Genomic DNA, 26,609 nt, shown 5'->3' with positions numbered 1-26,609 from the left:
ATTCGGGCACGGCACCGGCCCGGTCATGCCGACTGCGTGGACGCCGGCGCCGCCGCTTCCGCGTCGGGCGCACGATCGTCCGCGTCGTCGTCCACCGTGCGCGGCGACAGCCTGCCGCGCAGCAGTGCGTAATAGAACTGGCGGTAGGTGCGGTGGTAATAGCGGATGCGCGGCCCGATCGCGCCGTGCAGATCATGCAGCCGCTCGATCGGCAGGTTCGGCATCATGTGGTGCTCGACGTGATAGTTGTTGCCGTTCGTGAACCACGTCATGAACGCATTGCTCTCGATCGTCCGCGTGTTGCGGAACGGGTCGGTGCTCGTCAGGTCGCAGCGGTAATGCTCGGGCATCTCGACCAGCGCATGCACGGGCGCGGCCACGAACACGAGCGGCACGACCCACACCCACACGACGAACCACGTGTGCAGCGCGAACGACACGCCGGCCAGCAGCGCGATCGCCGCGACCATCAGCAGGTGATCGCGGCGGATCGCACGCGACACGAGCGGGTTGTCGCCGAAGCTTGCACCCGGCACGACGAGCTTCGCGACGTTCTTCACGAATTGGATATAGTGCGCGGCCATCGACAGCCGCCACGCCCACAAGCCGAGATTCACGACGGGTCTCGCGCCGTACTGGTCGCCGTAGTCGAAGAACTCCTTGTTCTCGGGCGTGCCGAGCAGCCGGTGATGGCGCAGGTGGCTGTCCTGGTATGCATGGAACGACACGAGCATCGGCATGCCGAGCAGCACGCCGAACACCATGTTGAGCCGCTTGCTCCTTAATCCCTGGTAATGCAGCGCCTGGTGCTGCAGCTCGACCCCGTGCGCGTACATCGCGCCGATCAGCAGGATGCCGACGATCTTCAGGACCACAACCGTCGACAGCGCGAACAGCATGCCGTGCGCGATGAGCGCGACGTAGACCGCGAGCTTCAGCGAGAAGACGACGCCGCTCGGGCGGCTCTTCATGTCTGCAACCGGTTTCTGACGGGCGAGAAGCGATGAGGTGACGGACAAAATGCTCTCCTTGGCCGGACCCTGCCCGGCACGATGACGCGGCGACACTGGCGCGCTGCCGGGTTGCAATTCTTCTGTGAGTCGATGCTTCGGACAAGCGAATTTTCCGAACGCATTGCATGACGCCCGCGCATGAGCGCACCACATCGTGAACTAGACGACCGGTCGAATGCGTACCGACCATTCACCTCGCACGCGCTCGCACGTATACACACATGGCAGCGCCGAGTGGATGCGTGCTGCTCATGCATAGCCTGCAAATATTCCGTTTGTCGCGTCATGTCGATCCGGCAAGAATCCCCCTCACTCGACGAACGGCGCCGCCGGCACCGTGGCGCGAGCGGCCGTGTTCCTCAAGGGGAGAATCCTCGTGACGAAGTGCGCATCCACCATTCATCGCCTCATCGAATCGCTCGAGGACGTCGCGGGCGCCCTGCATCGCATGACGTTCGTCGACGACGCCGGCAACGAGGCGAGCATCACGTACCGGCGCTTCGCTGAAGAAGTGTTTCGCCAGGCCGGCGCACTGCGCGAACTCGATGTGCGCGAGAACGACATGGTGATGCTGGCCTTGCCCGCGTCGGTCGAGCATGCGGCCGCGATGATGGCCTGCGTGATGACGGGCGCACTGCCCTGCACCGTGCCCGTTCCCGCGCGCCGCGCCACCACCGGGCGGCAGGTGATCGACGTCGCATGCGAGCTATATCGGCCGCGCCTCGTCATCGCCGCGGATGCGCAGTCGGCCGCCTGGCGCGACGACGCGTTTCCCGCTTCGTCCACGCGCGTCGTCGATCTCGACACGCTGTCGCTCGCCGCGGATGCCGGTGCGCGCGCGCTGATCAGCGCGAAGCATGGCCGCGATCCGCATCACGTCCAGCTCACGTCCGGCTCGACGTCGCATCCGAAGGCCGCGGTGCTCAGCCACGAGAACGTGATCGCGAACGTGCTCGGCATCGGCGGGTCGGTGCGCTTCGACCTCGCGGCCGGCGACGGCACCGCGTCGTGGCTGCCGCTCTATCACGACATGGGGCTGCTCACGCTGCTGTCGAACATGCATTACCGTGCGCCGCTGCTGATGATGCAGCCGAACAGCTTCATCCGGAATCCGCTCGGCTGGTTGAAGCGCATCGCGTCGGTGCGTGCCACGACGACGTCGGTGCCGACCTTCGCATTGCGCTACTGCGTGCGCCGTTTCAATGCCGCCGCGATGGAAGGCGTCGATCTTTCCGCGTGCCGCAACATCTTCATCGGCGGCGAACGTGTGGACGACGCGACGCTGCGCGACTTCGCCGCGACGTTCGCGCCGTACGGTCTCGCCGCATCGGCGCTGCAGCCGTGCTACGGGATGGCCGAATCGACGCTCGCGGTGTCGATGCATCGTGCGTGGCACGAAGGCACCGTCGACGGCGCGCCGTACGTGATCGCCGACACGCTCGACCGGCGCGCGCTGATCGAGCGCCGCGACGCGCAACCGGCCGCCGCGAACGACGGCGCCGACACCGACACCGAAACCGTGCTGGCGATGGGCACGCCGATCGAGGGCATGGCGTTCCGGATCCTCGACGACGGCGACCACGCGCTGGCGAATCGCGCGGTCGGCGAAGTCGCGATCCGCGGCACGTCGTTGATGCTCGGCTACCTGAATCCCGACGACGGCTCGATCGCCGCGCCGCTGACGGCCGACGGCTGGTTCCGCACCGGTGACATCGGCTACGTCGCGGACGGCCAGCTCCATATCCTCGGGCGCAAGAAGGAAGTCATCATCATTCGCGGCAGCAACTACTTCCCGCACGAAATTGAGGAAGCGCTGGCCTCCCATCGCACGCTGCGCAAGAGCACCTGCATCGCGTTCGGGCTGCCCGATCCCGAGACGGGCACCGAGCGGCTGGTCGTCGCGATCGAGGCGCGGCCCGTCGATGCGACGCCGCAGACACGCGCCGAGTGCCAGCAGCTGCTCGCCTCCCGGATCGGCTTCGCCGCGCAGGATCTGTGCTTCGTCGAACCCGGCTCGCTGCCGCGCACGACGAGCGGCAAGCTGCAGCGCCTGAAGTGCCGCGACCTCTATGCGACCGGCGCACTGCCCTTGATCCACGCGACGGCGGCCGCCGAAGCCGGCCAGGGAGCGTACGCATGACGACCGCCACGCTCACGCCGGTGCTCGAACTGCGCGACGTCTCGCGCGTGTACGAGGGCGCGGGCCGCGTCGTCGCGGTGCGCGGCGCGACGATCTCGATCGGCCGGCGCGACGTCGTCGCGCTCGTCGGCCCGTCGGGCAGCGGCAAGAGCACGCTGCTGAACCTGGCCGGCTTTCTCGACGTGCCGAGCACCGGCGAACGCTGGCTCGAAGGCCGCCGGATCGACGATGCGCCCGACACGCTCGAACGGATTCGCCGCGAGCGCATCGGCTTCGTGTTCCAGCAGTTCAACCTGATTCCGGTGATGTCGGCGCTCGAAAACGTCGAGCTCGGCTGCTTCGCGTGGGGCACGCCGCGCACGCGGCGCGAGCGCGCCCGCGCGATGCTCGACGCGGTGGGGCTCGCCGCGCGCGAACGTCATCGCCCCGGTGAGTTGTCCGGCGGCGAGCAGCAGCGGGTCGCGCTGGCCCGCGCGCTCGCGAAGGAGCCGGCGATCGTGATCGCGGACGAGCCGACCGCCAGCCTCGACAGCACCAACGCACGGGCGGTGGCCGACCTGATCCTCGACACCAACCGCACGCTGGGCACCGCCTTTCTGATTGCGTCGCACGACGATCGTCTGTGCGCGCACCTGCCGCGTCGCATCGAGATGCGCGACGGCGTACCGGGAGTGAATCGTGAACTGGTCGACGTTTGCGTGGCGTAACCTCTGGCGCAACAAGCGCCGCACCGTGCTGACGATGGCGATGATCGGCGTCGCCGCGTTCGCGTCGAGCCTCGCGCTCGGCTACGTGATCGCGACCTTCGACGCGGTGCGCGAAGGATCGATCGACAGCGGCGTCGGCCACGTGCAGGTGCTGCACCACGGCTATCTCGACCTGATCGGCGAGCGGCCGCTGCAGTACGGGCTGACCGCCGACGAACAGGCCACCGCCACGCACGCGATCGCGGCGCTGCCCGGCGTCGCGACCACGGCGCGCGGCATCGACTTCGACGGGCTGATCTCGAACGGCGATCTCAGCTACGGCTTCGTCGGCGAAGGCATCGAGCCGAACCGCGAGCCGCCCGGCTTCTTCGACTATCACACGGTGCTGTCGGGCCGCTACCTGTCGCCGACGAATGCCGGCACCGAAGTCGTCGTCGGCGCCGAACTCGCGCGCAAGCTCGGCGTGCACGTCGGCTCGGTCGTGCAGCTGATGGCGTCGACCGCGCACGGCGGCATCAACGCGACCGACGCGCAGATCGTCGGCGTGATGAGCACCGGCAACAAGGACGTCGACGAACGGATCGTCAACGTGACGTTCACGGCCGCGCAGGCCCTGCTGCGCACCGACCGCGCGTCGCGCATCGCGGTGTTCCTGTCGGACACCGCACACACGCCGGCCGCCGCCGCGACGCTGCGCGCCGCGCTGCCGACGCTCGACGTGAAGACCTGGGACCAGCTGGTGTCGCTCTATCACCAGGTCGTCGCGCTGTACAAGAACCAGTTCTCGGTGTTCGGCGCGATTCTCTGCCTGACCATCCTGCTGTCGATGAGCAACTGGATCCTGATGAGCATCGTCGAGCGCCGCCGCGAGATCTCCACGCTGCGCGCGCTCGGCGTGCCGGCCGCGACGGTGCGCGGGGTGCTGATCCAGGAGACCGCCTTCCTCGGCCTGCTGGGCGCCGCCGCCGGCATCGCGGTGGCACTGCTGACGATGGTCGCGCTCAATCACGCACAGATCCACCTGCCCCCGCCGCCGGGGCGCGTGAAGTCGATCCTGCTCGAATTCACGGTCTCGCCGGCCGCCGTGGCCGCCGTCGAAGGCGCGTTCGTCGTGCTCGGAGTGGCCGCCGCGCTCCTCGCGACGCTCGGGCTCGCCAAACGCAACATCCTCGAAGGACTCGCCCCATGATTCGCATTCGCCACCTGGCCGCCGCGCTCGTCGCGTGCGCGCCGCTCGTTCATGCCGCCGACGCCCCGACGGCCCAGACCATGCTCGCCCGTGCCGACGCATACCGCAGCACGGCCGCCGATACGCAGACGAACATCCAGATCACGAACGAAGTCGGCGGGCAGTCCGGCGACGCGACGCGCTATCTCGTCTACACGCGCGGCAACGGCGACACGCTCGCGCTGACGCGCAGCGGCGAGAACGACGGCCAGAAATACCTCGCGACGACGCGCGGCCACTGGTTCTACGTGCCGAACACGCGCAGCGCGGTCCGCATCAACGGGATGCAGCGGCTGCAGGGCGAGGTCGTGATCAGCGACATCACGCGCACGCACTGGGCGGACAGCTATCACGCATCGGCCGCGCCGGGCGCGACGACGATCGCCGGCAAGCCGGCCACCGAGCTCGACCTGACCGCGACCGATCCCGACAACGTCTATCCGACGATCAAGCTGTGGGTCACGCCCGACACCGACGTGCCGGTGCGCGCGCAGTTCTTCCTCGCGAGCGGCCTGCTGTTCCGCAGCGCCGATTTCTCCGCGCCGGTCGATGCGAACGGGCGCAAGGTGATCCGCAAGATCACGTATCGCAACGAGATCGAAAAGCAGCGCGCGAGCGTCGTCGACATCCTCGACGGCCAGCCGCGCAGGATTCCGTCGGGCTGGTTCAATCCCGACACGCTCGCCGATGGTCAGTGACCACGACACCCATGTCGACGCCCATCGTGACCGCAGCCTTCCATCATCCGGCCGACTCTGGCCCGCCGCCGCGCTCGCCGTCCCGCTTGCGCTCGGCTGCACGCTCGCGCACGGAGAATCGCTGATGGAACAGCTGAGCACGCTGAACGGCATCGCTTACGCACGCACCGTCGACAGCATGGACGGACACGCGCTGTTAGGAAACCTGATCGGCGACCAGCCGCGCAACCTGCAGGAAGCGGGCCTGCTCGCGCGCATCGACGGCGAGAACCTGTTCATGAACGCGCGGGCCGTGGCCAGCAATCACTCGCTCGGCGCGCAGGCCACCCGCTTCAACGAGGCCGGCGTGCGCTACGCGTTCGACAACGGCATCACGCTCACGGCCGGCAAGCGGATCGATCCGCTCGACACGTCGCAGGCGTTCTTTCCGCTCGGCTTCTTCCAGAAGCGGGCAGCTACGGCCGACATCTACGACCGCTACGGCGATGTCGAAGGCACGCCGCTCGTCGAAGCGAAATGGGCCGGCGAACAGACCACACTGCAGTTCATCGCCGGCGAGAACCGCACGCTGCGCAGCGACGTCGACAACCGCGACGTGCAGGGTGCGACGCAGCTCGTGCGCGGCGCGTACAACTGGTCAGGCGGTTCCGCCGCGTTGCTCGCCGGCCGGCATGCGGGCCACGGCGGCGCCGGCGCGACGCTGTCGTTCGACGTCGCGCGCTCGAACACCGTCTATGCGAGCGCGTGGCTCGAACGCGGCACGACGCGGCCGCTGCCGGCGTTCATCGCGAACGGCACGCCGCTCGATTCGCCGGCCGCGTACGACGCCGTCGATCGTCGCAACGATCGCCAGATCATGTGGCGCAGCGCCGTCGGCATGCAGAGCGCACTGCCCGGCAACCTCTCGCTGATCGTCGAGTGGTCGCACGACGAGGCCCGCTACGACGCGAACCAGTGGCGCCAGATGGTCGGCGCGGTCCGCGCGAACAACGCGCTGCTGCCCGTCGCGCCGGGCGCCGCACTGGGCGGCCTCGGCGGCACGGCCAATTTCGTGAGCGTCGACGGCAACCTGCGCGACTACCTGTTCGCACGGCTCGGCAAGAAGATCGGCCGCGTCGAGTATTCGCTGCGCGGCGTCTATTCGCCGCAGGACAAGGGCCTGCTCGCGATCGCGCAGGTCGTCGCCGACGTGAACAAGCGCGTGAGCGTCGATGTCGCGGTCACCCGCGCGTTCTCCGACAGCAACGCCGAGTACCGGATGGTCGGTCTCGGCACCCGTATCGACGCCGCCGTGCGCGTGCGCTTCTGACAGGAACCCTGCCCCATGTCCACGCTTTCCGCTCCCGCTTCGTCCGCCGACCCGCTCGCGACCGCGCCGCTGCTGCTGCGCGTGGCCGACCAGGCCGCGTATCCGGTGCTGCGCCACTTCGACACGATCGCGTCGCTCGGCACGGCGCCGCGCGCGGCGGCCCGGCTCGTCGAAGCCGCTGCCGTGCGGCTGCTCGACAGCGAGATGGTGATCGCGCTGCATGCCGCCACGCCGGACGTGCTGCCCGATTCGTCCGCGTCGACGCCGCTGCGGCACGACGAGGCGCCGCTCACCGAAGCACTGCTCGAACAGATCGGCCGCGAAGGGTTTCATCACCTGTTCAAGCCGTTCATGCGCGCGTTCATCCGCATCATGTTCGGGCTGTTCTTCTCCGATGACCAGAACCGTCGCGCATGCGACTGCATCGACAGCGGCCACAACTTCGCGTTCCTGATGAGCGACGGCGGCGGTCCGACGCTCGCCGCATGGCGCACGGTCGTGCGCAGCGACGACAACGGCCTCGCGCTCACCGTCGACAAGGTATGGGGCATCGAAGCGCATCGCGACTGCATGGCGGTGGTCGCCGCGCGATTGCCGGGCGTGATGTTCCCGGCCGCCTACCTCGTGTGGCCCGACGAGTACCGCAAGCTGAAGCGCACGACCTGCGGCGCGCCGTTCCTCGCCGGCAACCTCCAGCTCGCGAACGTCGGCGGCCAGGCGCGCGTCCATGCCGAGGATCGCCTGCGGATCGGCGGCCCGACCGTGTTCAACAAGTACCTGACCGTCGTGCGCCCCTACTTCGTCCGCGCGCTGATGGCGCACGTCGGCTGGCTCGCGCAAACGGGCCGCGTCGAACTCGACGCCGACGCACGCGCCGTCCACCAGTTCATCGCGGACGCCGCACGCAGCCAGACCGACGACCCGCACTACAGCTTCGGCAAGGTGCAGCGCGTGCTCGCGATCAAGCTGCTGTCGAACGAATTCCTGACCGCGCTCGTGCGCGACGGCAGGGTGGCGACTTTCAACGACCAGCGCGACCTGCTGGCGTTTTCGAAGATGGAAGGCAGTTCGTACCGTTGTTATCACGAGCTTCGCAAGAGCCTGCGCTGCGAAGCCGGCAGTTGACCCACGCGACAGGCCGATCGATCCCGATCAACCCACTTCATTATCAGGAGCTCCTCTCATGACGACCCAGAACGTTCCGGCCGACGCGCTCGACATCCTGTCCCGCGAAGTCGCGAAGATCCTCAACGTCGAGACCGTCGACACGGACGCCGGCATCGGCGAACTCGGCATCGATTCGCTGAACATCGTCGAGCTGATCGTGTTCTGCGAACAGCTTTACGGTTCGATCGACCCGGAAGCGCTGAACATCACGCAGTACACGACGCTGCAGCAGCTCGACGCGCAGCTGCGCCGCCAGCAGCACGCCGCCTGACACGACGATGCTCGCGCCCCTTGCGACCGTGGCGGCCCCCGCCGCCCAGCCGGCCCCGGCCACTGCGCTGACCGTGCAGGCGCTCGCGTACCGGCGCGTCGCGCCGTCGCGCGACGGCGCGGCCGTGCCGCTCGACGACACGGCCCGCGCGATCGGCACGCTCGCGTGCGCCGAACGCGAGCGGCTGTGCGGCGCGGTCGGCGCGGACGACTACGTGGTCAGCTCGACGATCCTGTCGATGCTGCTGATGAACGATTCGCCGCAGCATCGCGTGTTCGCACAGGCACTCGCCGGCGCGAACGACTACACGCCCGACTGGATGACCTGCTCGTACGAATGCGCGGGCTGGGGCTACGTGCTGCGCCGCTCGCTCGCGACCGCGGCCGAAACCGGACCGCGCACGCTGCTGCTGCAGATCGTCGACATCGACGTGCACGGCTTCACGTACTGGCACGGCAACCCCGCGTGGGGTCGCTCGGGCTTCGGCGTGTGCTCGCTGCTCGTCGACGTCGGCCGCGAAGCGTCACCGTCGGCGCCGTCGGTGCTGGCCGATGCCGCGCCGCCGGCCAGCGCGGTCGTGCGGCTGGGCCGCGACATCCGCACCTTCTGCGCGGCCCGCCCCGGCTTGCAGGCGGCGCTGCCGTTCTTTCCGGCGACGTCGCGCCGCGCGCTGCTCGCGTCCGTCGGCAAGACGCCGCTGCTGCCGGACGGTCACGGGCTGTTCGGCCACGCATTCGGCAGCGACCCGTGGCTGTCGGTGCTGCTCGCGCACCGCGACGGCGACACGCCGCGCCGCGCGGCCGTCTGCTCGCTCGCGCTGAACGGCTATTACGCGATCGCCGACGTCGCGTTCGCGCCGGACGCGACGTTCTCTCTCGACGACGAGGCGTGACATGGTGCGACCCGTTCACTTCACCTACCGGATCGAGCGCGACGCGCGGCAGCCGGTCGCGGTCGCCGCGAGCGCGTACCGGATGCCGCTCGACACGCCGGCCGACTATGCGCGTGCCGCGCTCGCGGAAACGGCCGGCGACGTGTACGACGCCAGCGATGCGCTCGGCGGCGATCGCCGCGTGTTGCTCGACCACGTCCAGTACTTCGCATTCCTCGCGGAAATCACCGCGCGGATCCGCAACGACGTGCATCCGGACGCACGCGTGTTCATCGAAGTCTGCGCGCCGTACTTCGGCACGCTGCCGGCCGAACTGCTCGCGCCTCACGTGCTGCTCGGCGTGCACCTGTACGACGAAGCGTTGCGCGATGCCGCGCGCGGCGCGCCGGTCGTGTGGATCGGCGACCGGATCCTGCGCGATGCGGAGTTCGCCGGCGACAACCGCGTGTGCTGCGCGATCTGGCCGGCGCGGCTTGCCGACGCCTTCGACGCGCAGCTGCGCGGCGCATGGCCGTCGTATGCGATCCGCCTCGACCCGCACCCGGCCGCCCCGCGCGCCGCCGCCACGACGCTTACCGATTCCGCCCATCATTCCGGCGCCGCCGCGCGGCCGGGGAGACCTTGAAATGACCGACACGCTCACCGTTATGCAGGACACGGCCGACATCCGCTGGTCGATGCCCGTCGACGCCCTGATGTCGAACGACTACGCACTGCGCGAAGAGGCGCTGAACCGGTTGTACGAAAAGGCGAAGGCCGCGCAGTGGGACGTCGCGACCGATGTCGACTGGAGCCACGACCTCGATCCGGCGAACCCGCTCGGCATGCCCGACCCGACGCTGCTGATCTACGGCACCGAGCTGTGGGGCAAGCTTTCGGACGCCGACAAGCGCGAGGTGCGTCATCACGCGCAGGGTTGGCTGCTGTCGCAGATCCTGCACGGCGAGCAGGCCGCGCTGATCTGCGCATCGAAGCTCGCGTCGGCCGAGAACGGCCTGAGCGCGCGGCTGTGCGCGGCCGCGCAGATGATGGACGAAGCGCGCCACGTCGAGGCGTACGCGAAGCTCGTGAACGAGAAGCTCGACGTCAGCTACCCGATGAGCCGCTCGCTGAAGGGGCTGCTGCACGACACGATCACGAGCAGCGCGCTCGACATGACGAACCTCGGGATGCAGGTGCTCGTCGAGGGCATCGCGCTGTCGATCTTCGAGAGCGTCGTCGCGTACAGCACCGATCCGTTCATCAAGGACCTGTTCGTGCGGATCCAGCGCGACGAATCGCGCCATTTCGCGGTCGGCCGGATCACGCTGTGCCGCGTGTATGCGGAGATGAGCGCGGTCGAACTGCGCGAGCGCGAGGAGTTCGTCTGCGAAGGGGCGGCCGTGCTGTACGAGCACCTGTGCGCGGACGACATCTGGGAACCGATGGGGCTGTCGAAGCGCGAATGCAGCGCGATGGTGCGCGAATCGCCGGTCTCCAGCTCGATCCGCCGCTCGATCTTCCGGCGCCTGGTGCCGACGATCCGCGAGATGGGCCTGCTCACGCCGACCGTGCAGGCGACCTTCGAAAAACTCGACGTCCTCGACTACGCGGCGATGCCGCTCAACTGAACCATGACGACGACCTCCTCCCAAGCGTCACGCGATTTCTGGATCGGCATCGATGCGGTGGCCTACGAGCTGCCGGGCCTGCCCGTCGATATCGAGGCCTGGGCCGCCGAGCGCGACTATCCCGCGCAACGGGCCGCGGCGATCGCGCACTCGGGCAGCCGCTATTTCCACATGGCGCTCGACACGAGCGAGACCGATCTCGCGATCGCGGCGGCCGGCCGCCTGCTCGACACCGCGCGCGTGCATCCGTCCGACATCGGCGCGATCGTGCACGTGCACACGCAGCAGTTCAGCGTGCCGCCCGCGCCGCGCAGCCTGCCGCACGAGCTGGCCGCGCAGCTCGGCATCGAGCCGCTGTGGCTCGGCTCGGTTGCACAGCTGAACTGCGTGTCGGTCGCGGCCGGCATCGAGACGGTGCGCGCGCTGATGCGCCGCTATCCGCAGCTCGACGCGGCGCTCGTCGTGTCGTCCGACCGCGTGTACGGCGAGGACTACCGGATGCGGCAGATGACGGGCGTGCAGTGCGACGGCGCGGCCGCGATGCTGATCGCGCGCAACAGCACGAAGAACCGGCTCGGCGGCATCGCGATCGAGACGCATGCGAAATGGCATCGCGGCTCGGATACCGTCGCCGCGAACGAGGCCGACCTGATCATGATGGAGTGGCCGTACACCCGTAAGGCGATCGACGCGGCGGTCGCACTCGAGACGCACGCGCTCGACGCGTACGACCTCGTGCTGCCGCACAACGCCGACCTGCCGGGCTGGAACGCGCTGTGCCGCGCGATGCGCGTGCCGGCCGAGCGGCTCTATGCGGAAAACATCCATGCGCGCGGCCATGCGTGCTGTTCGGACTTTCCGATCAACCTGGCCGACGTCGGGCTCGACGCGGTCGCGCGCGGCCAGCGCGTGCTCGGCGTGATGCAGTCGAACTGCGGCGCGTACGCGGCCGCCACGCTCCATCCGGTGGACCGCCATGACGCCTGAGCGCCCGCTTCCGCCCGCCGGCGACCACGCGTGGATCGCCGAGCTGCGCACGCCGTGCTACGTGTACGAGCCGGAGGTCGCGATCGCGCGCTACCGGTCGCTGAAGGCGCGGCTCGGCACGCGGCTGATCGTGTCGCTGAAGGCGAACCCGAACCAGGACATGCTCGCCCGCTGCGCGCATGCGTACGAGGACGGCGTCGAACTCGCGAGCCGTGGCGAACTCGATGCGGTGATCGGCCGGATCAAGACGCCGCGCTACCTGAACAACCCGTCGATGGACGAGATGTTCATGCGCGCCGGGCTCGCGTCGCGCTGCCATTTCGTGCTCGACAACCCCGACGCGGTCGCGCGCTTCGTGCCGCTGGCGCGCGAGGCGGCGGCCGGCGGCAGCACGCCGGGCTCGGTGCTGCTGCGCGTGAACGCCGGCGCGCTGGCCGGCGACGATGCGCGGGCGCTGTGGCACGACCACTTCGGGATGACGCCGAACGAGACGCACGACGCGGTGCGCACGCTCGCCGCTGCCGGCCTGCCGGTGGCCGGGCTGCACGTGTTCTCCGGCCCGCATTCGTTCATCCGCCAGGACGCGACGCAGCCCGACACGCTCGTGCTGCCCGAGCGGCTCGCGGCGCTCGCCCGCGATCTCGCGCCCGCCAACGGCGCTCCGCTCGCATCGCTGAGCCTCGGCGGCGGCTTTGCCGACGATCACCCGGGCGATGCCGCGTTCGCGCGCTATGCCACCGCGCTCGCGCCGCTGGCCGGCCAGTACTCGCTCGCGCATGAATCCGGCCGCGCGATCTTCGCCGATGCGGGCGTGTTCGCGACGCGCGTCGTCGCGGTCAAGACGTGGCAGGACCGCACGATCGCCGTCTGCGACGGCGGGCTGTCGCATGCGTTCCTGCTCGCGCAGACCGAATCGGTGATGCGCCGGCTGGCCGCGCCGTCGCTCGTGCGCCGCACTGCGGCGCCGCCGGTACGCGGCGTGCCGACGATCTATGTCGGCAGCACCTGCAGCCGCGCGGACGTGATCGGCCGCGACGACACGAGCGCGCCGCCGCAAGTCGGCGACATCGCCGTGTTCGCACGCTGCGGCGCGTATCACCGCACGTACTCGATGGCGCATTTCCTGTCCCACGAAGCCGCGCACGTGTACGTGCGGCCCGCCTAGACCCACCTGAGAGAGAAGCCGATCATGAACGCCCTGATCAGCGTCGCCGACCTGCTCGAACACGGCGCCGCGCGCTGGCCGCAGCATCCCGCGTATGCCGACGGCGGCGGCACGATGACTTACGAACAGCTCGCGCGCGCGGTCCGCCGCGCCGCCGCCGCGCTCGCGTCGAACGGTGTGCAGCCCGGCGATCGCGTCGCCATCTACGCGCCGAAGCGTATCGAAACCGTGGTCGCGATGCTGGCGGCCAACGCGCTCGGCGCGATCTTCGTGCCGGTCAATCCGCAGTTGAAGGAAGCGCAGATCGAACACATCGTCGCCGACAGCGGCGCGGCGCTGTTCATGACCGGCGCGCAGCGCTTGAAGCGCCTGCCGGCGCTCGCCGCGCTCGTCGGCGAACGCGCGATGCTGATCGAGGAACTGGCCGATGCGATCCACGCGCCCGGCGCCGACACACCGGCACCGGCCCCCGCCGGCCGGCCGGTGGACGACGATCCGGCCGCCCTGCTCTACACGTCCGGCTCGACCGGCAAGCCGAAAGGCGTGGTCGTGTCGCATCGCAACCTCGTGTCGGGCGCGTTCAGCGTCGCCGCGTACCAGGGGCTGGCCGACGACGACGTCGTGCTCGGCGTGCTGCCGCTCAGCTTCGACGCGGGCCTGAGCCAGCTCACGACCGCGCTGGCGTCCGGCGCGTGCTACGCGCCGCTCGACTTCCTGCAGCCCGCCGAAGTGCCGCGCCATTGCGATGCGTTCGGCGTGACGTCGATCACCGGCGTGCCACCGTTGTGGATGCAGCTCGCGTCCGCCGGCTGGAGCGACACGGCGCGCACGCGGATCCGCCGCTTCGCGAACACCGGCGGCCATCTCGCGACGCCGCTGCTGCACCGCCTGCAGGCGCTGTTCACGAACGCTTCGCCGTACCTGATGTACGGGCTCACCGAGGCATTCCGCTCGACGTACCTGCCGCCGGCCGACGCCGCGCTGCGCCCGACGTCGATCGGCAAGGCGGTACCGAACGCCGAAATCCTCGTGCTGCGCGCGGACGGCAGCGAATGTGCGGCCGACGAACCCGGCGAACTCGTGCATCGCGGCGCGTTCGTCACGCTCGGCTACTGGAACCGGCCCGAGCTGACCGCGCAGCGCTTTCGCGCGCTGCCGCGCCGGCACGGCGAGATCCCGCGCCCCGACGTCGCCGTGTGGTCCGGCGACATCGTGCGGCGCGACACGGAGGGCTACCTGTATTTCGTCGCGCGCGGCGACGACATGATCAAGACGTCCGGCTATCGCGTGAGCCCGACCGAGGTCGAGGACGTGCTGTTCGCGCTGCCCCATATCCGCGAGGCGGCGGTATTCGGTGTACCGCACGCATCGCTCGGCGAGGCGATCGCCGCGTGTGTCGTGTCGACACTCGACGCCGACGCATGCCGCGCCGACATCGCGCGCGCCTGCCGCGACGCATTGCCGACCTACATGAGCCCGCTCGTCGTCGAGCCGCTGCCGGCGTTGCCGCGCAACCCGAACGGCAAGATCGACCGCCCCGCGCTGAAAAACCAGTATCGCGACGCGTTCACGCACACGAACGAGGAGACCGCAGCATGACCCTGTCGACGCTCGATGAAACCTGCCTCGGCGCGCGCCGCGTCGCCGAGCCCGGCACGCTGGCCCTGTCGGGCGGCGTCGTGGTGCTGCCGCCGTCGGTCGTGTTCAGCGCGATCCAGGCGCAGGAACGCCATCCCGGCTACCGGCACCTGCTGCTGCCGCAGGCGCGCTTTGCGCGGCCGCGCGGGATGGGTGCGCTGACGCCCGACGAAGGCACGCGCCTCGCGCCGGGCGGCCGGCCCACGCTGCGGGTCGCGCCGCCCGGGCGCAGCCTCGCCGATCTCGCCGCCGACGCGGCCCTCGACCTGCGCGACCAGCTCGGCTCCGGGCAGCTGGCCCGCACGACCCACGTGATCGTCGCAAGCTGCGCGCTCAACGAAGGCATCGGCGACTCGGTCGTCGGCCGCATGCAGTACGAACTGGGCCTGCAACGCGTGACGCCGTTCGCGCTCGGCCAGAACGGCACGCTCGGCTGGTATTCGGCGCTGATGCTGCTCGACGGGCTGCTCGACGAAGGCGACCAGGCGCTCGTGATCCTCAGCGACAAGTGGCTCTACCCGTTCTTCCGCCAGTTCGGCGACCTGGTCGGCTACGGCGATGCCGCCGCCGCGCTGCTCGTGTCGCGCGCGGGCCCGGCGCCCGAGCCGGCCGACTGGGGCGGCGTGCGGTCCGTTGCGATGGAATTCGGGCCGTCGATCGCCGATCCGTGGGCCGACGCGCCCGGCACATTGCGCGACACGCTCGCGCCGGTCGCCGCGCGTGCGATCCGCCGCGCGCTCGACCTGGCCGGGCTGCGCGCCGGTGAGATCGACTGGTGCGTACCGCCCGGCTTCGATCCCGGCTTCGCGGCGCGCGTGGCCGACGCCGCGTCGATCCCGGTCGCCGCCCGCATCCAGCATGAAGCGGCCGGCCACCTGTCGTCGGCCGAATCGGCGGCCGCGCTGATCCGGCTCGCCGGCGCGCTCGACGAAGGCGAGCGCCGCACGGTGCTCGTGTGGGACGCGGCACTGCATGGCGCGGCGGCGGCGGCCGTCGTCGACCTCGCCGGCGGCCTCGATGCCGCGCTCGATATCGAAGGAGACGCGTGATGAGCGCCTACAAGGTGAGCCTGCGCGAACTGCGCTTCTTTCTGTGGGAACTGTTCGAGGCCGACCAGCGATTCCTGGCGGAACACGGCCTGTACGGCACGCACGACCGCGCGTCGATCGACGCGCTGCTCGAACGCGCGCGCGACTTCGCGCTCGACCTCGGCCGCAGCTACCAGCAGGCGGACGTCGAGGGCTGCACGCTGCTCGACGACGGCCAGGTGCGCATCCCGTCGCATTTCCACGCGCTGTGGGCGCGGTTTCGCGATGAATGGTCGAACACGCTGTTCGGCACCGCGCACGGGCTGCCGCCGATCGTCACGCAGATGATCTACGAGATGTTCATGGGCGCGAATCCGTCGTTCATGACGTACGGCGGCTTTACGCGCCCCGCGATCAAGCTGCTGCAGATGCACGGCACGCCGCACCAGAAGGCGCTGATCACGCCGCTCGAAGCGTACCGCTGGGATGCCTGTTTCTGCGCGACCGAACCGCAGGCCGGCACCGACCTCACCGCGGTCGCGCTGCGCGCGACGCCGCTCGAACGCGACATCTACGCGATCGACGGCGAGAAGGTCTACATCTCGGCCGGCATGCACGAGCTGACCGAGAACACGCTGTATTTCGTGCTCGGCCGCATCGATACCGCGTCACCGGACTCGTTCTCGCTGTCGTGCCTCGTCGTGCCGCGCTTCTGGCCGGACGAGGCAACCGGCGAGCTGCAGTCGAACCATGTCGATTGCATCGGCCTGCCGCGCAAGATGGGGCTCAAGGGCTGCGCGAACACGCACCTCGTGTTCGGTTCGAACGGCACGGCCAAGGGCTGGCTGCTCGGCGGCCGGCGCAACGTCGGCTTGCTGCAATTGATGCCGCTGATGAACCAGGCGCGGATGAGCACCGGGATGTTTGGCGTCGGCGTCGCGTCGAGCGCGTACCTGCATGCGGTCGAGTATGCGGGCCGCCGGCTGCAGGGCCGGCCGATCGAGCGCGCGTCGAACACGAACGCGGCCCGCGTGGCGATCGTCGAGCACGCGGACGTGCAGCGCATGCTCGTCGATATGAAGAGCCGCGTCGACGGCTGCCGCGGCCTGCTCGGCAAGCTCGCCGCGACCGCCACGCGCGCGGCGATGCTCGAAGCGACGCCCGATGCCGATCCGGCCGAGATCGAGCGCCACCGCAAGCTGCAATTGCTGCTGACGCCGATCTGCAAGGCGTTCATCTCCGACCAGGCATGGCGGATCTGCGAAACCGCGATCCAGGTGCACGGCGGGCTCGGCTATACCGATGCGAGCCCCGTCGAGCAGAACGCGCGCGACGTGAAGATCCTGTCGATCTGGGAAGGCACGAACTACATCCAGGCGCAGGACCTCGTGCGCGACAAGCTCGGCTTCGGCCGCCATTCGCGGCTGATCCAGTACTACCGCGACGAACTCGACGTGTTCCTCGCGCGCCAGCATCACACCGGCACGCATGCGGAGCTGCGCCCGCTGTTCGATGCGCTGCGCACGGGCGCCGACCGGATCGCCACCGCGCTCGACGATATCGCGCGCGACGTGCAGGACGGTCACACGCACCGCAGCAGCCAGTTCTACACGCGCTTTCTCGAGATGTTCGGCGTCGTCACGTCAGCGTGGGTGCTGCTCGAATCGGCGACGATCGCCGCGCGCCGGCTCGACGCGCCGGACACCGCCGATACGCCGGCCGAACTCGCGTTCTATCGCGGCAAGCTGAAAAGCGCGCGCTACTACTTCGCGAACGTGCTGCCCGTGGTCGACCAGCACGCGGCCGTGATCGCCGCGATGGCGCATGCGGCGATCAGCGTCAGCAGCGAAGAACTCGCGCAGGTGGAATGACATGGATACAACGCTCGATTCCGGTACGACGGCTGCAACCGCCACGACCACCTCGGCCGGCGACGCGCCGCGCAATCTGCTCGGCCGCCCGGCGACGCGCCATCGCGGCACCGACATCGACGGCGCGACGCTCGAACCCGAAGCGCTGCGCGTGCGCGATCTCGACCTGAACGCGCTGATCGGCGCAACGACGTTCGAAGGCGCGCTCGCGCACCTGTGGTTCGACGTCGCGCCCGGCAGCGCCGCGCATCGCGCACACGAAGCGGCCATCGGCGCGCGGCTCGCGGCGTTCACCGATGCGCTGGCACCCGGCTCCGCCGCGCAGTCCGTCGCCGCGGATCTCGGCGCGGCGGGTGTCGCGCCGGTGTTTGCGGCCGCGTCCGGCCTGCTGCGCGGCTTCGACGACGTGACGGCCCGCATGCACGGCGAAGCGCCGGACGACGCCGACCTCGACACGATGCTGCTATGCGCGGCCGCCGCACCGTTCCTGCTGCACGCGGCGATCGAAGGCCGCCCGTTCGCCGCGCGCAACGACTCGATCGGCGCATCGCTCGCCGGCACGTCGAGCCAGGCGCAACGCATGCTCGTGCTGACCGGCGCGACGCGCACCGATGTGCCGGCGCAAGCCGCGATGGACATGCTGCTCGTCGCGTGGCACGCCGGCTTCGGCTACATCACGCCGACCGTGCTCGCGCCGCGGGTCGCGATCGGCACCGGCGTCACGCTCACGCAGGCGATCGCATCCGGTTTTCTCGCGAGCGGGCCGTCGCACGTCGGTGCGGCGCTCGAAGCGATGCAGTGGCTCGCCGCGCTCGCGCAGTCGGTCCCGGGCGGCACCGGCGCACCGCCTGCCGCGCTCGACGCAACCGGGCGCGCGGCAATCGATGCCACGCTCGATGCGAAACGCACGCTGTACGGCTTCGGCCATCCGCTGTTCGTCGCCGACCCGCGTCCGCCGCACATGCGCGCGCGGTTCGCGGCGCAAGGTTTCGACGGCGCGTACGTGACGCTGTTCGACGCGTGCCGCGCGCAAGCCGACGCCCGCCGCGCGTTGCGCCCGAACATCGATTTCCTGACGGCCGCGACGCTGCTCGAACTCGGTGTCGCCGCGCCGTCGTGGGGCGTCGGCGTCGGGCTCGGTGCACGCATCGCGGCGATGGCCGCGCATGCGGTCGAGCGGCGCCGCCGCCCGGCTTTCGGCGTCAACAGCGCGTCCGCGCGACGGCTGCTGGCCGCCGTGCCGGTCGGCTGGCTGTGAACCCTCATCCCTCCGCACTCCGCAAAAGGACCGTCATGCTGCTCAAGAACCTGCGCCCGGCGAACGACTACGATCGCTTCGCCACCGAAACGCTCGAACCGTGGGACCTGCTGTTCATCAGCCGCATCCGCCAGCTCGCACGCGGGATGACGCCCGGCGTGATCGCCGACATCGGCACGGCCACCGGCGTCGTGCCGGTACGCCTCGCGACCGACCCGGCGATGCGCGGCTGGCGCTACGTCGGCATCGACCTCGATCCGGCGATGCTCGACGAAGGCCGCCCGCGCATCCACGAACTCGACCTCGACGACACGATCGAGATGCGCGTCGGCGACGCGCTCGCGCTGCCGTTCGACGACGGCACGCTGACGATGGCGGTCGGCCGCGCGACGCTGCACCACCTGCCGAACAAGGCATTGAGTCTCACCGAGATGTACCGCGTGCTGGAACCGGGCGGCATCGCGCTGGTGCACGACATGCGCCGCGACGCGCCGCAGCACCTGCTCGACCGCTTCACCGAGATGCGCGCCGCCGCCGACTATCCGCCGACCCACGTCGAGGAAAAGATCACGCTCGACGAAGCGCATGCGCTCGTCGCCGAAGCCGGTCTCGCGGCAGTCGCGTCGATCTACAGCCCGAGCGCCGGGCTCGGCGCGCTCGGCTTCGAGATCCTGCTGAAGAAACCGGCGCTGGCCTGAGCGATGACCGATCTCGCCTTCCTCGCCGCGCATGCCGCCGTGCGGCTCGGCGCCGACGACGTGCACTGCGCGGCGGTCGCGCCCGACGCGACGCTGCCGCTGTGCGTGACGCCGCGCAGCGCCGAACTCGCGACCTCGCCGGAGATGTTCGTCGCGTGGTACCGCTCGCGGCTCGACACGATCGACACGCTGCTCGACGCGTGCGGCGCGCTGCTGTGGCGCGGCTTCGCGGTACCCGACACCGCCGCGTTCGGCCAGCTCGGTGCGCTGTATCCGGCGTACGCGAACGGCTACACGGCCGGCGCCGCGCCGCGCAAGCAGATCGACGGCCAGGTGTACGAGTCGACCCGCATGCCGCCGCCGTTCAAGATCGGGCTGCACCAGGAGATGGCCTACATGCCCGCGTTCCCGCGCCTCGTCGCGTTCTATTGCCGGCAGCCGGCCGACGCGGGCGGCGAGACGCCGATCTGCGACATGCGCCGCGTGACGGCGCGCGTGCCGGCCGCGCTGCGCGAACGGTTCGCCGAACGCGGCGTGATGTACCTGCGCAATTTCGCGGCGCCCGGCGCGCGCGCGGACGGCCTCGCCGCCAATCCGGGCATGCCGTTCGCCGAATACCACCGGCCGTGGGATGACGCATTCGGCACGACCGAGCGCGACGAGGTCGAGCGGCTGTGCGCGGAACGCGGCGTCGGCTGCCGCTGGCTCGACGACGGCAGCGTGACGGTGTCGCACGTCGGCAGCGCGCTGCGCACGCATCCGCGCACCGGCGAAACCGTGTGGTTCAACCAGGCGAGCGCGCAGCACCCGAACCCGCGCTCGATGGGCGAGCTCAGCTACCGCTACCTGCAGCGCATGTACGGCGGGCGCGCCGCGTTCCCGTACGAGATCCGCTATGGCGACGGCTCGCCGATGCCGTTCGACGATCTCGTCGCGATCTACGACGCGTTCGACGACGAGGAGCGCGCATTCCCGTGGCAGGCCGGCGACGTGCTCGTCGTCGACAACATGCTGGTCGCGCACGGCCGCAACCCGTACCGGGGCGCGCGCGACACGCAGGTCATGCTGTTCGACTGACAGGAAACCGACGATGAGCGAATCGTTCCTCGCCTCCGTGCGCGCGCTGTTCGGCCCGCACACCGCGTTCGACCGGCCGCTGCGCACGGCCACGCAGCCGCTGCCCGATGCGCACGCGCCGGGCGCGGCGCTCGGCGCGCGCGCGATCGACGTCGCGGCCGGCGATTTTCATTTCTCCGCGCGGCACGTGCGATTCCGGCTCGGCGCCGTCACCGCGATCGTCGGGCCGAACGGCTCCGGCAAGACCACGCTGCTCGAAACGCTGCTCGGCTTCCGGCGCGGCGGCACCGACGTGCGCGTGCTCGACGTGCCGGCCGCGCGCTTCATGCGCGATACGCCGTCGCTGCGGCGCATCGGCGCGCAATTGCAGAAGGTCGAGTATCCCGACCATCTCCGCGTGTCGGAGATCGTCGCGCTGCACCGCGCGATGTACGTGCACGCGGATGCCGCGGTCACGGATGCGCTCGGCATCGCCGAACTGCTCGACAAGCCGTGCCGCGCGCTGTCGAAGGGGCAGCGCCAACGCATCGATCTCTACGTGGCGCTCGCGCACCGGCCCGAACTCGCCGTGCTCGACGAACCGTTCACCGGCCTCGATCGTCGTTACGCGGGCGTCGTGATCGACCTGCTGCGCCACCGCGCGCGCGGCACGAGCGTCGCGATGATCTGCCACGCCGAGGAAGAGCTCGCCGTCGTCGACGATCTCGTGTGGGTGCGCGACGGCGGCGTGCGCTACCAGGGCGACAAGGAGGCGCTGCGCGCCGAGCTCGTCGGCGAGGCGCGCGCGGTCCTGCACTGCCGCGACGAAGCCGACGCGCGCGCGCTTCGCAAGCGGCTCGCGGCGCTGCCTGGCGTGACCGGCGTGCGCGTATCGGCCGCGCATGTCGTCGAGGTGTTCGGCGATGCGACGCTGCATCCGAACGTGCACCGCATCGTCGGCGAACAGGGCATCCAGCATCTCGCGCTCGCGCCGAGCACGCCGGGCGACCTGCTGCGCCTCTGTACCGAGGGCCCCACCCATGACTAAGGTGTTCCTGATCCTCGTGCGCAACGAGCTGCTCGGTTATCTGCGCAGCCGCTCGTCGCTGTTCTGGACGCTCGTGTTCCCGGTGTTCCTGCTGAGCGTGATGCTGTTCGCGTTCGGCGGATCGGGTTCGCTCGGCACCGCGGACATCGCGTTCGCCGTACCCGGCGGCGCGACCCCGTACAGCCGCGCATGCGAAGCGCAGATCGTCGACAGCCTCACGCACAGTGACACGGTGAAGGCGACCTTCGACGGCCGCGGCGCGGCAACCGATCGCGTGACCGTCGTGCTCGGCAACGACGAGCGCACGCCGGCGACGATCCGCTACGACTTCAACGGCTCGCTCGCGGTCAAGGCCGCGTCGCGCGTCGTCGAGATCGCGCTCGCGCGCTGCGCCGCGCAGCGGCTCGGGCTGCCCGCCGCGCAGGCACGCTTCGAGAACGCCGCACCCGCGCGCCGCCCGTTCGACTATGGCGCGTTCTTCGCGACCGGCATTCTCGTGATGGCATTCATGGCGATCGGCCTCAACTCGACGACGACCGCGATCGCATCGCTGCGCGAACGCAATACGTTCAAGCTGTACGTGTGCTTTCCGGTCTCGCGCGGCGTGTTCCTCGCCGCGCTGATCGTCGCGCGGATGATCATGATGGCGCTGTCGGCGCTCGTGCTGCTGACCGTCGCGCGCGTCGCGTTCGGCATCGCACTGCCGATCGCCACGCCGGACGGGCTGCGCGCGTTGCCGATCGTGCTGCTCGGCGCGGCGATGGTGCTCAGCATCGGCGTGCTGCTCGCGAGCCGCGCCAAGTCGCTGGCCGCCGCCGAACTCGCGTGCAACGTCACCTACTACCCGCTGCTGTTCTTCAGCGACCTGACGATCCCGATGCACGACGCGCCGGCCTGGCTGAAGGCGGTGCTCGCGTTCCTGCCGACCAACCAGTTCGCGGTCGCGCTGCGCGGCGCGCTGGTCGACGGCGCCCCGTATGCGCAGCTCGCGCCGCAACTGCTCGGCATGGCCGCGAGCACGGCGCTGTTCCTGTTCGCCGCCGCGCGGCTGTTCCGCTGGCACGACGCGTGACGCGTCGCCCGCTGTTTCGCTGTTTCGATGTTTCGACGAAGGAGAATCCCCCGATGAAATCGAGCAATCCCATCACCGACTACCTGCTGCACGCGAGCAACTTCCTGCCGGCGATCGTGTTCCTGTTCTACGGCCGGCTCGGCCCCGAGCAGCCGGACGTGCGTTGGACGCACGCGTTCCTGATCGGCGGCGTGCTCGCGCTCGTGCACGGCGCGTGGCTGATCCGCCGCGCGGACCGCAACAGCATCGCAATCGGCGTCGACCTGTTCCTCGTGATCGGCGCGGTGCTCGCGCTCGTATCGCCGACAGGTAGCCGTTTGTGGGGCGAGGAACTCGGGCCGGCCGCGATGCTCGTCTGCGTGCTGGTGGTCGGCATCGTGCATACCGCGTGGTCGGACGGCGGGTTCGTCGACGGCACATTCGTCGACCACGCGCGCGCACGTTCGCTGTCGATCGTGCTGCTCGCCGTCACCGTCGTCGCGCTCGCGGTGTCGATCACGATGCGCCACAGCCCGCTGTGGGGCGGTGTCGTGCCGCTGATCGCGCTGGTGGTCGTCCGCGGCCGGCTGCGCAAGCAGCTCGTGCGGGCCGGCTGACGATGAGCGCGCTGCCCGACCGCGCCGCGCAGCGGCACGTGCTCGCCGCGACGCTCGGTGACGGCTGGCTCGACGGGGCCTCTCCTGACGCGTGTTCATCGTATGTAACGGATGTGACAGGCCACGGCGGCATCGCACTCGGCATCGCTCGGCCCGCCTCGACCGCCGACACGAGCGCACTCGTGCGGGTTGCCGTCGCGCACCGCATCGCGCTGGTCGCGCAGGGCGCGCGCACCGGGCTCGTCGGCGCCGCCGTGCCCGATCGCAGCGGCTCGCAATGCGTGGTGTCGTTCGACCGGATGCGCGCAGTGCGCGCGTTCGACGCGGCGAATCGCAGCATCACGGTCGAGGCCGGCGTGCGGCTGTCGGACATCAACCGCGTGACGGCCGAAGCCGGCCTCTGCCTGCCGATCGATCTCGGCAGCGATCCGGCGGCCGGCGGCCTCGTCGGCGCGAACGCTGGCGGCAGCCGCCTGATCAAGTACGGCGACGTGCGACGCAACGTGCTCGGCGTCGAAGTCGTGCTCGCCGATGCGGCGGGCACCGTGATCGACGCGCTCGCGCCGCTGCGCAAGCGCAACGCGGGCTTCGACGTCACCCAATGCTTCATCGGCGCGAACGGTGCGAACGGGCTCGTGACGGCCGTGTCGTTCGCGCTTGCGCCACTCGAACGCTCGTCATGCGCCGCGTTCGTCGCGTTCGCGTCGTACGACGCGGCGCTCGCCGGCCTGCTCGCGTTCGAGCGTGCATTCGGCGAGATGCTGTCGGCATTCGAATTCATGTCGGCCGCGGCCGTCGGCTGCATCGCGGCCGCGTTTCCGGCGTCGCGCATTCCGTTCGAAGCCGACGCTGCCGCGTGCTATGCGCTCGTCGAGATCGCGACCGGCATGCCGGGGCTCGATGCGCTGCTCGAGGAGCGCACGATCGCGACGCTCGACACGCTGGCGGGCGAGCACGTCGTGCTCGACGCGGCCTGCGCGCCGGCCGAACGGTTCTGGCGAATCCGCGACGCACTGCCGGCCGCGGTGGCACAGGACGGCATCCCGCTGTCGTTCGACGTGTCGTTCCCGCGCGGCGCGCTGGCCGCGTTCGTCGCCGACGCCGAACGATGGATCGCGGCCACGCATCCGTCGCTGCGCTGTCACACGTTCGGGCATTTCGGTGACGGTGGCTGCCATCTCGTCGTGTCGATCCCGCACGCCTGTGCGGAGCGCTACGGGCCGCTGCAACAGGTGGCGCTGCGCGGCGCGCTGTACGACCGCGTCGTGCGGGCGGGCGGCTGCTTCAGCGCCGAGCATGGCGTCGGGCCGGTCAACGTCGCGTACTACCGCAAGCATGTGCCCGCCGCACAACGGCAGGTCGCCGCCGCCATTCAGCACGCCGTCGACCCGCTGGGTCTGATCGGGCGTGTCCGCTACTGATGCGCCGTTGCGCGGCGCCACGGAGAATTCGCATGATCCTTCGACACCCGCCCGGCCCGGGTACCGTTTCCGAACCGGATGACGAACCGACGTTCGCCGGCATCCCGGCCACGCTGCCCGACTCGGGGGTCGTGGTCAACGTGCGAGGGGTGGCGTACGTGATCAAGCTGCCGCCGCGCGATCATGCGCGCCCGGCGCTGTGGCGCGAGCTGGCGGATTGGCGCGACGATCGCTCGGCGGGCGGCAACGGCGAGCCGGATGCGCGGCAGGATTGAGCGTTCATGTGCGTTCCGGTGCCTTGAAAGGCCACCGTAAAAGCGACCGCGGCGCCGGACAACCTCGGTCGTCCGGCGCCGCGTCGGGCGAAGCACGCGATTCGAAAATCAGAACACCGCGTGCCCGCTGATCAGGCTCGGCAGCCAGGTCGAGAAGAACGGCAGGTACGTGACGATGTTGATCGCACTGAAGATCGCGAGGTAGTACGGCCACGCCATCTTCGTGGTCTCGCCGATCGACACGTTGCCGATCGCGCAGCCGACGAACTGCACCGAGCCGATCGGCGGATGCACGAGGCCGAGCGAACAGTTCAGCAGCAGCATGATCCCGAACTGCACCGGCCCGACGCCGCACGCCATCGCGATCGGCAGGAACAGCGGTGTCGTGATCAGGATGTGCGCGGCCATGTCGACGAACGTGCCGAGGAACACCTGGATGATGTTGATGTACAGCAGCATCAGCCACGGCGCGGCGGTCGACTGCTTCAGCAGCCCTTCGATCGCATCCGGAATCTCCAGGTACGACATCTGGAAGCGCAGCATGTTGGACACCGCGATCAGCAGCAGCACGACGCCCGTCGTGCGCGCCGCATGCGACAGCGCGCGGCGCAGCTTCTCGGCCGTCAGCGTCCGGTAGACCACCGCGGTCAGCACGAGCGAGTACACGACGGCGATCGCGGCGGCTTCGGTCGCGGTCGCGATCCCCTTCGCGACGCACACGAGGATGATCGCGATCACCATCAGGCCGGGCACCGCGCCGACGAAGCTGCGCAGCACCGCATACCAGCCGGGGAACGCGGGCAGCGCGGACGAACCGTCTTCACGGCGCGGATAGCCGTGACGCACGGCCTGCCAGTACGCGGCGGCCAGCACGAAGCCCATCACCCACAACACCGGCAGCAGCCCCGAGAACAGCAGGTCGCCGATCGACACGCCGCTCACCGGCTGGCCGTGCAGCATCCCGGTGATGCCCTGCGCGGCGAACGCATAGATGATCATGTTGGTCGACGTCGGCATCAGCGCGCCGGCGAGCGACGCATGCGTCGTCACGTTGACCGCGTACGCGGCGCTGTAGCCTTCGCGCTTCATCAGCGGGATCACCACGCCGCCCATCGCCGACGTATCGGCGGTCGGCGAGCCCGACACGCCGCCGAACAGCGTACAGGCGACGACGTTCGCCATCCCGAGGCCGCCGCGGAAGTGGCCGACGGTCGCCTGCGCGAAGCGCAGGATCCGGTCCGCGATGCCGCCATGCAGCATCAGTTCGCCGGAGAAGATGAAGAACGGCACCGCGAGGAACGAGAACGCATTCATTCCCGAGATCATGGCCTGCATCGCGGTCGCGATCGGCAAGCCTTCGACCAGATAGGTCAGCACGCAGGCGATGCCGAGCGCGAACGACACGGGCACGCCCAGCACGAGGAAAATCAGAAAACTGACGGACAGGATCGCGAGTTCCAT

25 protein-coding genes are annotated in these 26,609 nt (G+C 69.9%); 23 read left to right on the top strand and 2 right to left on the bottom strand.

What is annotated here, in order from left to right; all coding sequences use genetic code 11:
* Positions 1–23 precede the first annotated feature (23 nt).
* A complete protein-coding gene (locus CFB82_RS35045) occupies positions 24–971 on the bottom strand; it encodes a fatty acid desaturase family protein (protein ID WP_089486968.1) in 948 nt (315 codons plus the stop codon).
* Positions 972–1,389: 418 nt separating this feature from the next.
* On the opposite strand from CFB82_RS35045, the gene CFB82_RS35035 reads away from it, so the two are divergent.
* From CFB82_RS35035 to CFB82_RS34925, 23 genes are read left to right on the top strand one after another with little or no spacing between them, the layout of a single operon-like run.
* On the top strand, positions 1,390–3,153 hold the full coding sequence (locus tag CFB82_RS35035; RefSeq protein ID WP_256990610.1) for a fatty acyl-AMP ligase: 1,764 nt from the start codon (positions 1,390–1,392) through the stop codon (positions 3,151–3,153).
* Positions 3,150–3,860: an ABC transporter ATP-binding protein gene (locus CFB82_RS35030; RefSeq protein ID WP_089486966.1), complete on the top strand. Its 711-nt coding sequence runs from the start codon at positions 3,150–3,152 to the stop codon at positions 3,858–3,860. Before CFB82_RS35035 ends, CFB82_RS35030 begins: the two co-directional genes overlap by 4 nt.
* Entirely contained in the window at positions 3,832–5,049 is a 1,218-nt protein-coding gene (locus tag CFB82_RS35025; protein WP_089486965.1) for an ABC transporter permease, read from the top strand. The genes CFB82_RS35030 and CFB82_RS35025 overlap by 29 nt, the downstream gene beginning before the upstream one ends.
* Positions 5,046–5,786 carry an outer membrane lipoprotein-sorting protein gene (locus CFB82_RS35020; RefSeq protein ID WP_089486964.1) on the top strand — a complete coding sequence of 247 codons (741 nt, stop codon included), beginning with the start codon at positions 5,046–5,048 and terminating at the stop codon, positions 5,784–5,786. Before CFB82_RS35025 ends, CFB82_RS35020 begins: the two co-directional genes overlap by 4 nt.
* Positions 5,776–7,095: a hypothetical protein gene (locus tag CFB82_RS35015; RefSeq protein WP_089486963.1), complete on the top strand. Its 1,320-nt coding sequence runs from the start codon at positions 5,776–5,778 to the stop codon at positions 7,093–7,095. The genes CFB82_RS35020 and CFB82_RS35015 overlap by 11 nt, the downstream gene beginning before the upstream one ends.
* A 15-nt stretch (positions 7,096–7,110) precedes the next feature.
* Positions 7,111–8,220, top strand: a complete 1,110-nt coding sequence (locus tag CFB82_RS35010; protein WP_089486962.1) for a hypothetical protein — start codon at positions 7,111–7,113, stop codon at positions 8,218–8,220.
* Between the two features lie 58 nt (positions 8,221–8,278).
* Positions 8,279–8,533 carry an acyl carrier protein gene (locus CFB82_RS35005; protein ID WP_011350104.1) on the top strand — a complete coding sequence of 85 codons (255 nt, stop codon included), beginning with the start codon at positions 8,279–8,281 and terminating at the stop codon, positions 8,531–8,533.
* 7 nt (positions 8,534–8,540) lie between these two features.
* Positions 8,541–9,425: a hypothetical protein gene (locus tag CFB82_RS35000; RefSeq protein ID WP_089486961.1), complete on the top strand. Its 885-nt coding sequence runs from the start codon at positions 8,541–8,543 to the stop codon at positions 9,423–9,425.
* A 1-nt stretch (position 9,426) separates the two neighbouring features.
* The gene (locus tag CFB82_RS34995) at positions 9,427–10,050 is read left to right on the top strand and encodes a hypothetical protein (RefSeq protein WP_089486960.1); all 624 of its coding nucleotides are present in this window, start codon (positions 9,427–9,429) and stop codon (positions 10,048–10,050) included.
* A gap of 1 nt (position 10,051) precedes the next feature.
* On the top strand, positions 10,052–11,035 hold the full coding sequence (locus CFB82_RS34990; RefSeq protein WP_179255496.1) for a ferritin-like domain-containing protein: 984 nt from the start codon (positions 10,052–10,054) through the stop codon (positions 11,033–11,035).
* Positions 11,036–11,038: 3 nt separating this feature from the next.
* Positions 11,039–12,022: a ketoacyl-ACP synthase III family protein gene (locus tag CFB82_RS34985; RefSeq protein WP_089486959.1), complete on the top strand. Its 984-nt coding sequence runs from the start codon at positions 11,039–11,041 to the stop codon at positions 12,020–12,022.
* Entirely contained in the window at positions 12,012–13,187 is a 1,176-nt protein-coding gene (locus CFB82_RS34980) for a PLP-dependent decarboxylase (protein WP_089486958.1), read from the top strand. The genes CFB82_RS34985 and CFB82_RS34980 overlap by 11 nt, the downstream gene beginning before the upstream one ends.
* Before the next feature lie 24 nt (positions 13,188–13,211).
* Positions 13,212–14,786: an acyl-CoA ligase (AMP-forming), exosortase A system-associated gene (locus tag CFB82_RS34975; protein ID WP_089486957.1), complete on the top strand. Its 1,575-nt coding sequence runs from the start codon at positions 13,212–13,214 to the stop codon at positions 14,784–14,786.
* Positions 14,783–15,874, top strand: coding sequence for a hypothetical protein (locus CFB82_RS34970; protein ID WP_069249720.1), 1,092 nt, complete (start codon positions 14,783–14,785; stop codon positions 15,872–15,874). Before CFB82_RS34975 ends, CFB82_RS34970 begins: the two co-directional genes overlap by 4 nt.
* Positions 15,874–17,724, top strand: a complete 1,851-nt coding sequence (locus tag CFB82_RS34965; RefSeq protein WP_179255495.1) for an acyl-CoA dehydrogenase — start codon at positions 15,874–15,876, stop codon at positions 17,722–17,724. The genes CFB82_RS34970 and CFB82_RS34965 overlap by 1 nt, the downstream gene beginning before the upstream one ends.
* Before the next feature lies 1 nt (position 17,725).
* Positions 17,726–18,982: a citrate/2-methylcitrate synthase gene (locus CFB82_RS34960; protein WP_089486955.1), complete on the top strand. Its 1,257-nt coding sequence runs from the start codon at positions 17,726–17,728 to the stop codon at positions 18,980–18,982.
* A gap of 35 nt (positions 18,983–19,017) precedes the next feature.
* Complete coding sequence (locus CFB82_RS34955; RefSeq protein WP_069249723.1) at positions 19,018–19,680, top strand: class I SAM-dependent methyltransferase; 663 nt, start codon at positions 19,018–19,020, stop codon at positions 19,678–19,680.
* A gap of 3 nt (positions 19,681–19,683) precedes the next feature.
* The gene (locus CFB82_RS34950) at positions 19,684–20,757 is read left to right on the top strand and encodes a TauD/TfdA family dioxygenase (protein ID WP_089486954.1); all 1,074 of its coding nucleotides are present in this window, start codon (positions 19,684–19,686) and stop codon (positions 20,755–20,757) included.
* Positions 20,758–20,770: 13 nt separating this feature from the next.
* Entirely contained in the window at positions 20,771–21,784 is a 1,014-nt protein-coding gene (locus CFB82_RS34945) for an ATP-binding cassette domain-containing protein (protein WP_089486953.1), read from the top strand.
* Complete coding sequence (locus CFB82_RS34940; protein WP_089486952.1) at positions 21,777–22,856, top strand: ABC transporter permease; 1,080 nt, start codon at positions 21,777–21,779, stop codon at positions 22,854–22,856. Before CFB82_RS34945 ends, CFB82_RS34940 begins: the two co-directional genes overlap by 8 nt.
* 53 nt (positions 22,857–22,909) lie before the next feature.
* Positions 22,910–23,452 (top strand): permease, encoded by a 543-nt coding sequence (locus tag CFB82_RS34935; RefSeq protein WP_089448834.1) that lies wholly within the window; start codon positions 22,910–22,912, stop codon positions 23,450–23,452.
* A gap of 2 nt (positions 23,453–23,454) precedes the next feature.
* Positions 23,455–24,873: an FAD-binding oxidoreductase gene (locus CFB82_RS34930; protein WP_089486951.1), complete on the top strand. Its 1,419-nt coding sequence runs from the start codon at positions 23,455–23,457 to the stop codon at positions 24,871–24,873.
* Positions 24,874–24,905: 32 nt separating this feature from the next.
* The gene (locus CFB82_RS34925; protein ID WP_089486950.1) at positions 24,906–25,148 is read left to right on the top strand and encodes a hypothetical protein; all 243 of its coding nucleotides are present in this window, start codon (positions 24,906–24,908) and stop codon (positions 25,146–25,148) included.
* Between the two features lie 108 nt (positions 25,149–25,256).
* On the opposite strand, the gene CFB82_RS34920 is transcribed toward CFB82_RS34925, so the two are convergent.
* A complete protein-coding gene (locus tag CFB82_RS34920) occupies positions 25,257–26,609 on the bottom strand; it encodes a TRAP transporter large permease (RefSeq protein ID WP_089429834.1) in 1,353 nt (450 codons plus the stop codon).

The sequence above is a fragment of the Burkholderia sp. HI2714 genome, assembly GCF_002223085.1.
Classification (GTDB): Bacteria; Pseudomonadota; Gammaproteobacteria; order Burkholderiales; family Burkholderiaceae; genus Burkholderia; species Burkholderia lata_D.
The sequence above is the reverse complement of the archived record's forward strand: the minus strand, read 5'-3'. Positions and strand labels throughout refer to the sequence as shown.